Origin of the sequence: Actinobacillus vicugnae (genome assembly GCF_901687125.1) — a bacterium.
GTDB classification, from domain to species: Bacteria; Pseudomonadota; Gammaproteobacteria; order Enterobacterales; family Pasteurellaceae; genus Actinobacillus; species Actinobacillus vicugnae.
In genome coordinates, this window is sequence record NZ_CABFJY010000005.1 from 55556 (window position 1) to 69129 (window position 13574).

Below are 13574 nucleotides of genomic sequence, written 5' to 3' on the forward strand. Positions count from 1 at the left end.
AAGGATATTTAAATGAAAAAATTATTCAAAATTGCAACCGTAACCGCAGCATTAGCAACTGCTGGTTTAGCACAAGCGAGCGATACTATCGGTTTTGTAGATCCAAACTACTTATTACAAAATCACCCAGTTGCACTTGATGCAGCACAAAAATTTGAAAAATTCATGAAAGAAGATCAAAGCAAATTTGCCGATGAAGATAAAAAATTAGCCGAAGAAAACAAAGCATTAACGGCTGAAAGAAATAAAATTGAGAGCGATGCAAAAAAATTACAAGCGGAACAATCAAAAGTAGAAGCATCGCTTAAGAAAAAATCTGCAGCATTAGAAAAAGATGCACCTCGTTTACGTTCTAAAGAAATTCAAGCTCGCCAAAATGCGATTGAAGCTGAATATAAAGCCTTTCAAAACAAAGTAGCGGCAATTCAAAAACGCGAAGCGGAATTTGGTAAAAAAGCAGAAGCTTTCCAGAAAAAAGCAGACGCATTCCAAGAGAAATTAAATAAAGCGCAACAAGAAGCTGGTGGTATGGATCCACAAGCACTACAAAAACAAGTTGTTGATGAAATTAACTCAACTATTAAAGAAGTAGCAAAATCAAAAGGCTACACTTTAGTATTACCACCTTCTGTTGCATTATATGCAGAAGATGAAAGTAAAGATATTACAGAAAAAGTGTTAGATGCTTTAAAAGCAAAACATCCAGAAATCAAAATTGAGCAACCAGCGCCAAAAGCAGAAGAAAACAAAGCTGCAACAACTGAAGCACTAAAAGCTGAAGAAGCGGCTAAACCAGAAGAAGCGAAAAAATAATGACTAATTTCCGTTTAATTGAATTGGCGGAACAAATCGGCGGTACTCTTAAGGGTAACGCCGATTTGGCTATTTCTAGTATTGCCGCATTAGATAAAGCAAACTCTTCACAAATTACATTTATTTCAAATGCAAAATATCGCTCTCAGCTTGCTCAGTCGCAAGCGGGCGCAATTATTGTGAGTGAAGCAGATGTTGAATTTTGTGCAGAATCTCAAAATTTAATTATTGTTAACAATCCTTATCTCGCTTATGCACTACTTGCTCAATATATGGATTCAACGCCTAAAGCCGCAAACAACATTTCACCCAATGCGGTGATTTCAGCGGATGCCAAATTAGGTAATAATGTTGCTATTGGTGCAAATGCTGTCATTGAAAGCGGTGTAGAATTGGGCGATGATGTCATTATTGGTGCTGGCTGTTTTGTCGGTAAAAATACTAAAATTGGCGCTCGCACCCAATTATGGGCAAATGTATCGGTTTACCACAATGTTCAAATTGGCTCAGATTGTTTAATTCAAGCCTCTGCCGTGATTGGTTCTGATGGTTTTGGGTATGCAAATGATAAAGGGCAATGGATCAAAATACCACAAACAGGTGGTGTTATTATTGGTAACCGCGTAGAAATTGGTGCTTGTACCTGTATCGACCGTGGTGCATTAGATCCAACAGTTATCGAAGATAATGTGATCATCGACAACCTCTGCCAAATTGCGCATAATGTATACATTGGCTTCGGTACTGCAGTAGCAGGCGGTGTCATTATGGCGGGCAGCTTAAAAGTGGGACGTTTCTGTCAAATTGGCGGTGCTAGCGTAATTAATGGTCATATGGAAATCTGTGATGGTGCTATCATTACGGGTATGAGTATGGTGATGAAACCAATTACCGAAAAAGGCATTTATTCGTCAGGTATTCCTGCTCAAACCAATAAAGAATGGCGTAAAACTGCCGCTCTGACTATGAACATTGATGAAATGAACAAACGCTTGAAAGTGCTTGAAAAACATTTCTCACACAATAGTGAATAATTGACTTCCAAGAGTAATGGACGTTTTTTTAAGTGTCCATCGCTCTTTTGAAGTTTTAGTTAAATTTTTAATTTCCTTATTATGAGATCAAATAAATGACAATTGAAGTACAAGAAAATAGAGAACCTAAAGTAATTGAAGTTACTGAAATTATGAATATGTTACCGCATCGCTATCCATTCCTGTTAGTTGATCGTGTGACAGATTATGAAGAAGGTAAATGGTTAAAAGCGGTTAAAAATGTAACAGTAAATGAACCTTGCTTTACAGGTCATTTCCCCGCTAACCCAATTTTCCCTGGTGTTCTTATTCTTGAAGCAATGGCTCAAGCAACAGGCGTATTAGCAGTTGCAACTCACGGAAAAATGAATCCAGACGAACTCTATTACTTTGCTGCAATTGATAACGCACGTTTCAAACGTCCAGTCGTGCCAGGTGACCAACTTGTACTTGAAGTTGAATTTTTAAAAGAAATGCGCGGTATTACCAAATTCACAGGCAAAGCTTATGTTGATGGCAAACTCGCTTGTGAAGCAGACCTAATGTGTGCTCGTAAATAATTTACTCCCAGTAGCAAAGGAGACGCTATGCGATTAATTGATTCAACTGCAAAAATCAGCCCATTAGCAGTGATTGAAGAAGGGGCTCAAATTGGTGCTCAGGTTGAAATTGGCCCATATTGTGTAATTGGTAAAAATGTAAAAATTGGTGCGAAGACCGTCATTCACTCACACGTTGTTATTAACGGGCATACCGAAATTGGTGAACAAAACCAAATTTTCCAATTTGCAAGCATTGGTGAAATCAATCAAGATTTAAAATATCAAGGTGAGCCAACCAAAGTGATTATTGGTGATCGTAACCGCATTCGTGAAAGTGTAACTATTCACCGCGGTACAGTACAAGGTGGCGGTATCACTCGTATTGGTAACGATAACTTATTTATGATCAACACCCATATTGCGCACGACTGTACTATTGGTAATCGTTGTATCATTGCGAATAATGGTACTCTGGCAGGTCACGTAACATTAGACGATTTCGTTATTGTCGGCGGAATGTCTGCAATCCATCAATTTGTTGTTGTTGGTGCACACGTAATGCTCGGTGGTGGTTCAATGGTAAGCCAAGATGTTCCACCATACGTAATGGCGCAGGGTAACCATGCTCAACCATTTGGGGTAAACTTAGAAGGTTTAAAACGCCGCGGTTTCGATAAACCAGCAATGCACGCTATCCGTAATGCGTACAAATTAATTTATCGTAGCGGTAAAACAATTGAAGAAGTCATTCCTGAAATTGAACAATTTGCAGCAAATGAACCTGCTGTTCAACCATTCTTAGATTTCTTCAAACGCTCAACCCGTGGGATTATTCGCTAAAGCGAAACAAGAACACGAAAACGACCTCATCGAGGTCGTTTTATTTTATCTATTAGGGGTTGAACTTGCATTAGCAACTAAAAAACAAGCGGTCTAATTCTTCTGAAACTTTGCAAAAGTTTAGCTAAATTAGGCCGCTTAATACTTATACTCTATTTACACTTCTTCTTCCCATTCAAGTGCTCGCTTCACAGCTTTTCTCCAACCCGCATAGCGTCGAGTACGTTTTGCTTCATCAGCATCTGGAATAAAGGTACGTTCAATTGAAGCTTTACCTCGTAATTCTTGCAAATCTTTCCAGAAACCAACTGCAAGCCCCGCTAAATATGCCGCACCAAGCGCAGTCACTTCACGCACGACAGGACGCTCAACATTAGCATTTAAAATATCTGCTTGGAATTGCATTAAGAAATTGTTCGCCACTGCACCACCATCTACTCGTAATGTAGCAAGGTGTTTGCCACTGTCCGATTGCATTGCATCCAATACATCACGGGTCTGATACGCAATAGATTCTAAGGTTGCTCGCACAATATGATTGCGATTTGCACCGCGAGAAAGCCCTAAGATTGCACCCCGTGCATACGGATCCCAATATGGCGCCCCTAAACCCGTGAAGGCTGGCACGACATAAACACCATTTGTGCTATCCACCTTTGTCGCAAAATATTCAGAATCTTTACTATCATGAATAATTTTGAGTTCATCTCGTAACCATTGAATCGATGCCCCTCCCATAAAAATAGAACCTTCTAGCGCATAGCATGGCCCACCTTTAGCATTACACGCAATCGTCGTTACCAGACCATTTTGAGATTCAACCGCTTCATCGCCCGTATTCATAAGCATAAAGCAACCTGTTCCATAGGTATTTTTCGCTTGTCCTGCTTCTACACATAAATGCCCATAGAGTGCAGCTTGTTGATCACCTGCGATACCTGCCACTGGAATACGCACCCCGCCTTTACCACCGATATTAGTCTCACCATAAACATCTGATGAATTTCTTACTTCTGGTAACATTGAACGTGGAATATTCAACAATTCCAACATTTTGTCATCCCATTGTTTGGTATGAATATTAAATAACATGGTACGAGATGCATTCGTATAATCGGTAACATGAACACGCCCTTGGGTTAGTTTCCAAACTAACCAAGTATCTACCGTACCGAACAGTAATTCTCCACGTTCTGCTTTTTCTCTTACACCTTCTACGTTATCTAGAATCCATTTTACTTTAGTACCCGAAAAATAAGGATCCACCACTAAACCTGTTGTTTTACGAATATAAGCTTCATGTCCATCTGCTTTTAATTTTGTGCAGGTATCTGCCGTACGACGGCATTGCCATACAATCGCATTATAAACAGGTTTACCCGTTTCTTTTTCCCATACAATGGTGGTTTCACGCTGGTTTGTAATACCAATCGCTGCAATTTTATCGGAAGTAATCCCCGCTTTCGCGACCACTTCGTTTAGGGTTGAGCTTTGCGTCGCCCAAATTTCCATTGGGTTATGCTCAACCCAACCTGGTTGTGGATAGATTTGAGTAAATTCACGTTGTGCCACTTCAACAATGTTCGCATTTTTATCTAATAACACCGCACGAGAGCTGGTCGTGCCTTGGTCTAATGCAATAATGTATTCTTTAGTCATAGTAATCACCTTAATTTAATACAGATGTGAAATTATTTTTCACAGTTACATGGTAAGTTCTTACCAATAAAACGACGGTAGCCCCAAGCACCTAATAACGCACCCACAAAAGGTGCAATAAGTGGCACAAGGAAATAAGGAATATCACGCGCACCAGTGAATGCAACATCGCCCCAACCAGCAAAGAAAGCAAAAAGTTTTGGACCAAAATCACGAGCTGGGTTCATCGCAAAACCTGTCAGCGGCCCAAAAGCACCACCAATTGCCGCAATCAATAAACCAATTAACAATGGCGCCATCGGCCCTTTTGGCACGCCATTACCATCATCAGTTAACGCCAAAATTAAAGCCATTAATGCCATAGTGATCACCATTTCAACACAGAATGCTTGACCTACGCTGATATACTCGTGAGGATAAGTAGAGAAAACACCCGCAAAACCGACCGCTTCACCGCGCACAATATTTTTAGCGACTTCAGCTGCAGAAAATAGATCTTTATAAAGAAAATAAACTAAAGCGGCTGCAGTAAATGCACCTAAGAATTGAGAAATGATATACGGCAACACTTTCTTGCCATCGAAACAAGCAAATTTCCACAGTGCAACCGTAACGGCTGGATTAAGATGTGCACCAGAAACGCCTGCTGTTGTATAAACAGCAAGTGCAACCCCTACACCCCACATAATTGCGATTTCCCACAAGCCAAATGTTGCCCCTGCTAATTGCGCCGCAGCAACACATCCCACACCAAAAAAGATAATCAGCCCTGTGCCAATAAATTCAGCAATACAGGCCCCTTTTAACGATCTTTCCATATAGTCCTCCTACGGATAACGAAAAGTAAATTACGCAGTTAAAAATCAACAAAATGTTTAAAAACGCAAACGTTTTCGGCGCACACTATATAAAAACGAACATCTTTCGCAAATGACAAAGTTAAAAATTGTGACATTCAGCACATTTTTGTTATCAAAATGTGATACGGTTCAAATTTTAACAAAAAGAGAGCCTCAGTATCGCTACTGAGGCTCTCATATACGAAAACGAAACTATTGCTGCTTTTTCGCCCACTCTAAGAAACGTTTTTGCGTTGCTTTATCGGCTTTTTTAAACAGAACTTGCAACTGTTCTTCTTTCACATTACTCGTTTCAATCACCATTTGTCCTTTAGATTCAAGTGCTACATTGGTAAATGCAGGTACAGAAGCAACCGCCTTACTTGCGTTATATTTCGCAAGATTATCTTCCACACGAGAATTTGGTGCAAAACCTTCGCCTTTTAAGAAATCGCGTTTATAGGCAATTTCTTTACCTGATGCCGTTTCAATTTTGAAATTTAACTCTTTTTTAAACTTCTCTACCGCAAAATTTGAGCTAAATTTTGGTGTTACAATTTTGGCATCTTCAGCAGTACCATTAAAAGTTAGAATCACAGGATCAATTGAGAAATAACTACCATCCACAATATCACTCACGCTTACCACGACTTGATGCACTTTATTATCAATGGATAGTCCTGCAGTACCCCTTGCTACTTTTTGCCCATCAAATGCTAACAATTCGACACTGTCTGATGCAGTTAAAGTTCCTGCAATAGAAAACGTACTTGCGACAAATGTTGTAATCGCAACAGCAATTTTTGCTAATTTCATTAAGAAGCTCCTTAAAATTGAATCAATATGAGAATTTCTCGTCTTATGCTATGCTAATTTAATCAAAATAGAAATAATTTTATTATCAAGCAACGTAATTTATGATAATTTTCAAAGTGGCTCTGCCCCTTATCTGGCTTGAGCACTTTCGTTTTTAAGAGAACATACAATGAGTGATGAACAGCAAAGCGTAACGACGCACGACAAAAAATCGTTTTTACATACTATTTTCAGTGGGCTATTTCAATCGGAACCCAAAAATCGTGAAGATTTGGTCGAGGTAATTCGTGATTCTGTAGAAAATGAATTAATTGATAGCGATACTAAAGAAATGATTGAAGGGGTCATGGAAATTTCTGAACTGCGTGTTCGAGATATTATGATTCCTCGCCCGCAAATTGTTTATATTGATGCTAATTTAGCGCTTGAAGCTTGTGTAGATCTGATTATTGAATCTGCTCACTCTCGTTTCCCAGTGATCTTAGATGACGGTAAAGATACGGTTCAGGGGATTTTACTTGCAAAAGATTTATTAAAATACCTGCGTTCTGATTCCGAACCATTTAATATGCAAGCAATTTTGCGCCCTGCAGTAATTGTGCCAGAAAGTAAACGTGTCGATCGAATGCTTAAAGAATTCCGTTCAGAACGCTTCCATATGGCAATTGTGGTGGACGAATTTGGTGCGGTATCAGGTTTAGTCACAATTGAAGATATTCTTGAGCAAATTGTTGGTGATATTGAAGATGAATTTGACGAAGAAGAAATCGAGCCAATTCGCCAACTTTCTCGCCATACTTATGCAGTCTCTGCGCTCACTGATATTGAGAAATTCAATGCAACTTTTGCCACTGAATTTACCGATGAAGAAGTAGATACCGTGGGTGGCTTGGTGATGCAAGCGTTTGGGCATCTACCGCAACGTGGCGAACAAATTCAGCTAGAAGGCATTGATTTTAAAGTTACTTCTGCCGATAGCCGTCGTTTAATTCAATTACGAGTTACTGTACCAGATGAGCAATTAGAAAAAATGGAACAGCGCGTAACCAATGAAGAATAACAAATACAAAAAATATTTTGGGTGAGGTTTTATCCTCACCTTTTATTTGATTTAACTGCTATTTATCAATTTATACATCCAATGAACTTTGTAAAAAATCCATCAAATTTGACCGCTTGTTTACTTGCTTTTGTGCTTGGAAGCATTGCGACACTTGCCTATTCCCCCTTTGATTTCTGGGGCATTATTTTTATTTCTGCCACTAGCCTCATTTGGGCTGCCACCCTTCCACAACGAAAAACTGCGCTCTGGTCAACATTTGCATGGTCTATCGGCTATTTTTGTGTTGGTGTGAATTGGATTCATGTCAGTATGATCCAATTCGGTGGCGTGCCTGTGGCTATCAGCTATCTAGCAGTTTTGTTACTCGCTTGTTATCTTGCAATCTATAACCTGCTTTTTAGCTATCTTGCGCAACGTTTTCAAATCAGCAATCCATTTGCGCTTGCAGGGATTTTTACAGGTACTGAATATTTGCGTAGCGTCGTCTTTACGGGGTTTCCTTGGTTGCAATTCGGCTATACACAAATTGATAGCCCCTTTGCTGGACTTGCACCACTGTTCGGCGTAGAAGGACTCACGTTCTTCGTTATGGTAGTGAGTGGCTATTTAGTATTATTAGCAAAAAATTCAGCAAAAATGACCGCTTCTCTTGCCATATTAACGCTATTATGCGGCTTGGCTTTTGTGACACGCTTTGTCCCATTTGTGCAAAATGACGAGCAAAAACAACCGCTTAATGTGAGTCTTGTACAGGGTAATATCGCGCAGAAAATGAAATGGGATCCTGCGCATTTTGATTATACGATCCAGACCTATCAGCGCTTGATCAGCCCGCTTCTCGGCAAAAGTGAGGTAATTGTGCTACCCGAATCTGCCATTCCTGCGTTAGAAACACAAATTTATCCACTGCTCCGCCAACTTCAACAAGCGGCAAGTGCTAAAGGCAGTGAAGTGATTATTGGTACACTCTACCAGAATGAAAACCAACAATTATTCAACAGTGCCCTCGTGTTAGGCAATCCTACCCAACCTTATGATTTGCATAATGATGTTCGTTACAATAAACATCATTTAGTACCATTTGGCGAATATGTGCCGTTCGGTTCGGCGTTAGATTGGATGCGTGACGTGTTTATTTTGCCGATCAATTTATCGCAAGGCGAATTTGTACAACAACCGCTTTTTGCGAAAAATCGTAAGTTTAATATGGCGATTTGCTATGAAGTGATTTTCGGCAATCAGCTACAACAAAACCAACAAGCACAGCAATCTGACTATTTATTAACGATTACCAATGATGCATGGTTTGGTGCTTCAATTGGCCCTTGGCAGCATTTCCAAATGGCTAGAATGCGAGCGCTTGAGTTAGGTAAGCCATTACTACGTGCTGCTAATACGGGAATCACTGCTGTCGTCGGTGCAAAAGGTGAAATAATTCGCCAGATTCCACAATTTGAAGCGAATGTACTGACCGCTCAAATTCAGCCAACTAAAGGCGAAACATTATTTGCTAAAACAGGTTCGTGGTTAATTTATACGGTAAGCCTACTCTGCTTCCTTTTGGCACTTGTAAAAAATCGTAGAAAATAGATCGCTTGTTTGGCGAAGAAAGCACCAAAAACCTGTTATTTTTGGTGCTTTTATTTTTTCGAAATCGAAAATTGAGATCTATTTCACAGTATTTTCATGAGCATATTCGTACAATACAGCCCAAATTCCCTAATTCATTTGAGGCTATATTATGCAATCTTCATTACAAGATATTTTAGATACGGTTAAATCTAATTCACTAACTTATCAGCAAAAATTAATGACCCTTGGTAATATTGCCGAGCGCTTGTTTAAGCCTACCGAATTATTAGGCTATACCGAAGAAGAATGGCAATATATTGAAAATCAAATGATATGTGATCTAAATGAAGGTTATGCAATTTACCGCCCTCGTTACATTCTGCCTGACTACAATGCTTATATTCAAAAAGGTTGTAAATTTTTAGATTTACCACCACCAACCAATCTTGATGAAGCATTAGATGGCTTACTCATCATCTATTCACATGTACCGTCTATTACTACCTATCCTGTTTATATTGGCCGCTTAGACGTCCTGCTTGAACCATTCATTACTGATGAAGAACAAGACTATATCAAGATCAAACGGTTCTTAAATCATATTGATAAAACTGTGCCTGATTCTTTCTGTCATGCCAATATTGGACCTTACGACACTAAAGCGGGGTGCTTGATACTAAAAGCAGTGATCGAACTCGAAAACCCAACGCCAAATATGAGTATTCGTTATGACAAAAACAAAACATCGCGCGAATTTGCCGAACTGGCTGCCAAAGCTTGCTTGTTGGTTTCAAAACCTTCTTTTGCGAACGATGCATACTACACCGCTGATTTAGGTGAAGAATATGGCATTGCAAGTTGCTATAACGCACTACCAGAATGCGGAGGCGCTTATACCTTAACCCGTTTACGTTTAGGCACCATTGCTAGAGCCTGTAACAGTGTTGATGAAATGGTTAATCACTTACTTCCGAAAGTGGCAAAACTCGCGCTTTCAACCATGGATAAACGCCATAAATTCTTAGTAGAACAAAGCAATTTCTTTGAAACAGATTTTCTCGTTAAAGAAGGCTTTATTAAGCGCACCAATTTCACCAGTATGATTGCGATTGTCGGGTTAGCAGATGCAACCAATCACCTTTTACAAAAAGAAGGTTTAAGCGAAACCTTCGGACAAAGTAAACGTGGTGATGAAATTGCCACGCTGATTATGGATAAATTGCAAGAAATTAACGATGCACACCAAGGCTTATATGTAGAACGCACCAATAATCAATACTTATTGCATGCCCAAGTAGGGGCGAATAATCATGCGGAAGATAAAGCAAATACGCCTGCCCATCGTATTCGTGTTGGTGAAGAACCAACCTTATTAGCGCACTTAAAACAATCTGCGCCATTCCACAAATACTTCCCTGCAGGGACGGGCGATCTTTTTGCATTTGACCAAACTTATACCGATCACTTAGATGCGGTGGTCGATATTATTGATGGCTCATTTGCCAATGGTTATCGCTACATCACAACCTATCTCAAAAATACCGATTTAATTCGAGTGACAGGTTATTTAGTCAAGAAAAGTGAAGTGGAACGCTATCGTAAAGGTGAAGCTGTGCTTCGTGATACCACTTGGTATGGCTCGGGTACTGATGAATGTGCAAACGTATTTGACCGCCAATTACGAGATGAACAAAACGTAAATACCAATGAATAACAGGTCTGCATTAAATGAAATTATGTTGCCGTTACATCGGATTATTCCGTTCTCAAATGTAGAAGGGCAAGGTAATCGCACCAGTATTTTCCTACAAGGTTGCAAACTTAATTGCTTATATTGCCACAACCCAGAAACTATCGCCCGATATACTGCGGACGCTAAACAAGTCAGTTTGCAATATTTGTATGATCAAGTGATGGAGGCCGTTCCGTTTATTCGAGGTGTAACCGTTTCTGGTGGTGAACCAACCATTCACCACAAAAAACTAGTACCGCTATTTACAGCACTTAAACAACAGGGGCTGAGTTGTTATTTAGATAGCAGTGGCTTTTTTGATTATGAAGCAATTGAGCCACTTATTCAGCTTACTGATAAATTTCTGTTTGATTTAAAAGGTGATGGCGAAGGCTTACAAACGCTTTGTTTTGATCGTAAAAATCAACAGGGAAAAGTCCCACAACAGATTATTCCAACGCTCAATCATATCAAACCCGAAAACTTACAACGTAATTTGCAAAATTTAGCCAAATTATTACCGCTTGATAAGATTGAAGAAGTGAGATTGATTTATCTCCATCATTTCTTTGATGCCAAGATGCTAATACAAAAAGTGGTAGCGCTACTCGCTGATTATCCTGATGTGCTACTAAAAATTATTCGAGTACACACTAAAGGTGCACGGGATGAACAAGGACTCCAGCCATTTGTGCCCACCGTTACCGAAACAGATGAATTAGCTGCTTTTGCTCGAGAATGCGGTATCAAAAAAATAGTCACAATTTATTAATTTTTTTATTTTAACTTTTATTTTTTTATGAGGTGTTTAGTATGAGTACATTAATGAGTGTCATCGGTATCTTCGTGTTACTGGCAATTGGCTTACTCTTTTCCAACAATCGACGAGCGATCAACTTCCGCACTGTATTTGGAGCATTGGCAATCCAAATCTGTTTTGCGGCATTGATTCTCTATGTACCTGCAGGTCGAAATGCATTATTAGCTGCGGCAAACTGCATCAGTAACGTGATCAACTACGGTAATGATGGTATTGCTTTCGTATTCGGTAATCTTGCTGATCCAAGCAATTTAGGCTTTATTTTTGCGGTAAAAGTCTTGCCTGTAATTATCTTCTTCTCTGCGTTAATTTCTGTGTTGTATTACATTGGTGTAATGCAATGGGTGATTAAAATTTTAGGTGGCGGTTTACAAAAAGCGCTTGGCACATCTAAAGCGGAATCAATGTCTGCTGCGGCAAATATTTTCGTCGGTCAAACTGAAGCGCCACTTGTGGTTAAACCGTTTATCAGCAAAATGACTGATTCAGAATTGTTCGCCATTATGTGTGGTGGTACAGCGTCAATTGCAGGTTCAGTCATGGCAGGCTATGCAGGAATGGGCGTTCCGCTCACTTACTTAATTGCTGCGTCATTTATGGCAGCGCCTGCAGGGTTGTTATTTGCTAAAGTAATGTATCCGCAAACAGAACAATTTAGCGATGCCATTGATGAAAGTGTAGATCTTGAACAACCTCATAATGTGGTGGAAGCATTAGCAAACGGCGCAAGCTCAGGAATGATGTTAGCGCTAAATGTTGGGGCTATGTTAATTGCATTTATTGCGGTGATTGCCTTATTAAATGGTCTAATTGGCGGTGTGGGTAATACCTTTGGTTTTGAAGACTTAACTTTACAAGTATTACTTGGCTATTTATTCAAACCTGTTGCTTATTTAATTGGTGTACCATGGGAAGAAGCAGGGATCGCAGGTCAAATGATCGGTATGAAATTAGCGGTTAATGAATTTGTGGGTTATTTAGAATTCGCGAAATATCTACAACCTGATGCAGCCATGGTATTAACTGACAAAACCAAAGCGATCATCACTTTTGCCTTATGTGGTTTCTCAAACTTTAGTGCGATTGCAATTCTCATTGGTGGTATTGGCAGTATGGCACCAAGCCGTCGTTCAGACATTGCTCGCCTTGGCTTAAAATCAGTAATTGCAGGTACATTAGCAAACCTAATGAGCGCAACTATCGCAGGCTTCTTTATTGAATTAAGCGGTGTTGCATTAAGCTAAACAAGCGGTCAAATTTCTATTATCTTTTACCAAAGTGTAGTAGTTTCTAATCTGTCTCTTATACTTTCAGGTGGGCAAAGTAGTTGCTAATAATTATTTTTATAACTATTAGCAACTGTTTTTATTCAAGACTACACTAAATCTCTCAGCTGTTTTTCTATATCCGCATTACCACTTGGTTTGCGATATAGCTCATCTTGGGTGATTTTGGTGTTATCGAAACTTTTTAATTTTTTTAAAATTTCTTCAAATATTTTCTTGGTATCTTTTTTATTCGCGGTTAATTGTGCCTCGACTAAAAGATTCCCCCCATTGTGGACATATGACCAAAATAAATCTGTTTTGGTTTTAACATTTCAATTTCTTTTTTACGCACTATAAGACCCCTTTGACTCTTTTGATAAAATAAGTTTTACAAGCGGTGTTTCAAACCAATCAAATTTAGCCCTAGGTGCTATCAACCACCCCAGCAATCCCAACGGGTGAAAATAATACGCCTCTTTACTCGTGCTAAACTGCCCAACTTCCAGCCCTATCTCTAAATTACTTGCGCGTTGTTTAACCCAGTCCGATTCCGCTTGTTGCCCATATTTTTCAAAC

Annotated in this window: 12 protein-coding genes and 1 pseudogene; 9 read left to right on the plus strand and 4 right to left on the minus strand. The window is 39.4% G+C overall.

What is annotated here, in order from left to right:
- Positions 1-12: 12 nt before the first annotated feature.
- The 4 genes from F8M47_RS01690 to lpxA all read left to right on the plus strand — a co-directional run bounded on the left by F8M47_RS01690 (position 13) and on the right by lpxA (position 3229).
- A complete protein-coding gene (locus F8M47_RS01690; RefSeq protein WP_150538493.1) occupies positions 13-813 on the plus strand; it encodes an OmpH/Skp family outer membrane protein in 801 nt (266 codons plus the stop codon).
- Entirely contained in the window at positions 813-1847 is a 1035-nt protein-coding gene (gene lpxD / locus F8M47_RS01695; protein WP_150538494.1) for a UDP-3-O-(3-hydroxymyristoyl)glucosamine N-acyltransferase, read from the plus strand. The genes F8M47_RS01690 and lpxD overlap by 1 nt, the downstream gene beginning before the upstream one ends.
- A gap of 95 nt (positions 1848-1942) precedes the next feature.
- A complete protein-coding gene (fabZ, locus tag F8M47_RS01700) occupies positions 1943-2407 on the plus strand; it encodes a 3-hydroxyacyl-ACP dehydratase FabZ (RefSeq protein ID WP_150538495.1) in 465 nt (154 codons plus the stop codon).
- Between the two features lie 27 nt (positions 2408-2434).
- The gene (gene lpxA, locus F8M47_RS01705) at positions 2435-3229 is read left to right on the plus strand and encodes an acyl-ACP--UDP-N-acetylglucosamine O-acyltransferase (protein WP_150538496.1); all 795 of its coding nucleotides are present in this window, start codon (positions 2435-2437) and stop codon (positions 3227-3229) included.
- Positions 3230-3385: 156 nt separating this feature from the next.
- Here the strand turns inward: lpxA and glpK are convergent, their stop codons facing one another.
- The 3 genes from glpK to F8M47_RS01720 all read right to left on the minus strand — a co-directional run bounded on the left by glpK (position 3386) and on the right by F8M47_RS01720 (position 6543).
- Positions 3386-4888 carry a glycerol kinase GlpK gene (glpK, locus tag F8M47_RS01710; protein WP_150538497.1) on the minus strand — a complete coding sequence of 501 codons (1503 nt, stop codon included), beginning with the start codon at positions 4886-4888 and terminating at the stop codon, positions 3386-3388.
- A 32-nt stretch (positions 4889-4920) separates the two neighbouring features.
- Positions 4921-5706, minus strand: a complete 786-nt coding sequence (locus tag F8M47_RS01715; RefSeq protein WP_150538498.1) for an MIP/aquaporin family protein — start codon at positions 5704-5706, stop codon at positions 4921-4923.
- Positions 5707-5940: 234 nt separating this feature from the next.
- Complete coding sequence (locus F8M47_RS01720) at positions 5941-6543, minus strand: curli polymerization inhibitor CsgI-related protein (protein ID WP_150538499.1); 603 nt, start codon at positions 6541-6543, stop codon at positions 5941-5943.
- A 169-nt stretch (positions 6544-6712) separates the two neighbouring features.
- Here F8M47_RS01720 and corC point away from each other — a divergent pair, with 169 nt between their 5' ends.
- The 5 genes from corC (at position 6713) to F8M47_RS01745 (ending at position 12974) form a co-directional block, all read left to right on the plus strand.
- The gene (gene corC / locus F8M47_RS01725; RefSeq protein ID WP_150538500.1) at positions 6713-7603 is read left to right on the plus strand and encodes a CNNM family magnesium/cobalt transport protein CorC; all 891 of its coding nucleotides are present in this window, start codon (positions 6713-6715) and stop codon (positions 7601-7603) included.
- A gap of 81 nt (positions 7604-7684) precedes the next feature.
- Complete coding sequence (gene lnt, locus F8M47_RS01730; RefSeq protein ID WP_150538501.1) at positions 7685-9196, plus strand: apolipoprotein N-acyltransferase; 1512 nt, start codon at positions 7685-7687, stop codon at positions 9194-9196.
- 151 nt (positions 9197-9347) lie between these two features.
- A complete protein-coding gene (locus F8M47_RS01735; protein ID WP_150538502.1) occupies positions 9348-10892 on the plus strand; it encodes a YjjI family glycine radical enzyme in 1545 nt (514 codons plus the stop codon).
- Entirely contained in the window at positions 10885-11682 is a 798-nt protein-coding gene (locus F8M47_RS01740; RefSeq protein WP_150538503.1) for a radical SAM protein, read from the plus strand. The genes F8M47_RS01735 and F8M47_RS01740 overlap by 8 nt, the downstream gene beginning before the upstream one ends.
- 41 nt (positions 11683-11723) lie before the next feature.
- Positions 11724-12974 (plus strand): NupC/NupG family nucleoside CNT transporter, encoded by a 1251-nt coding sequence (locus F8M47_RS01745; protein ID WP_150538504.1) that lies wholly within the window; start codon positions 11724-11726, stop codon positions 12972-12974.
- A gap of 368 nt (positions 12975-13342) precedes the next feature.
- Here the strand turns inward: F8M47_RS01745 and F8M47_RS12020 are convergent.
- Positions 13343-13574: pseudogene (locus F8M47_RS12020) on the minus strand (hypothetical protein); the annotation flags it as partial.

What these genes read in the sequence shown, in the direction of transcription:
- F8M47_RS01690 (WP_150538493.1), top strand. Translation starts at nt 13, where the DNA reads ATGAAAAAATTATTCAAAATTGCAACCGTAACCGCAGCATTAGCAACT.
- lpxD (WP_150538494.1), top strand. Translation starts at nt 813, where the DNA reads ATGACTAATTTCCGTTTAATTGAATTGGCGGAACAAATCGGCGGTACT.
- fabZ (WP_150538495.1), top strand. Translation starts at nt 1,943, where the DNA reads ATGACAATTGAAGTACAAGAAAATAGAGAACCTAAAGTAATTGAAGTT.
- lpxA (WP_150538496.1), top strand. Translation starts at nt 2,435, where the DNA reads ATGCGATTAATTGATTCAACTGCAAAAATCAGCCCATTAGCAGTGATT.
- glpK (WP_150538497.1), bottom strand. Translation starts at nt 4,888, where the DNA reads ATGACTAAAGAATACATTATTGCATTAGACCAAGGCACGACCAGCTCT.
- F8M47_RS01715 (WP_150538498.1), bottom strand. Translation starts at nt 5,706, where the DNA reads ATGGAAAGATCGTTAAAAGGGGCCTGTATTGCTGAATTTATTGGCACA.
- F8M47_RS01720 (WP_150538499.1), bottom strand. Translation starts at nt 6,543, where the DNA reads ATGAAATTAGCAAAAATTGCTGTTGCGATTACAACATTTGTCGCAAGT.
- corC (WP_150538500.1), top strand. Translation starts at nt 6,713, where the DNA reads ATGAGTGATGAACAGCAAAGCGTAACGACGCACGACAAAAAATCGTTT.
- lnt (WP_150538501.1), top strand. Translation starts at nt 7,685, where the DNA reads ATGAACTTTGTAAAAAATCCATCAAATTTGACCGCTTGTTTACTTGCT.
- F8M47_RS01735 (WP_150538502.1), top strand. Translation starts at nt 9,348, where the DNA reads ATGCAATCTTCATTACAAGATATTTTAGATACGGTTAAATCTAATTCA.
- F8M47_RS01740 (WP_150538503.1), top strand. Translation starts at nt 10,885, where the DNA reads ATGAATAACAGGTCTGCATTAAATGAAATTATGTTGCCGTTACATCGG.
- F8M47_RS01745 (WP_150538504.1), top strand. Translation starts at nt 11,724, where the DNA reads ATGAGTACATTAATGAGTGTCATCGGTATCTTCGTGTTACTGGCAATT.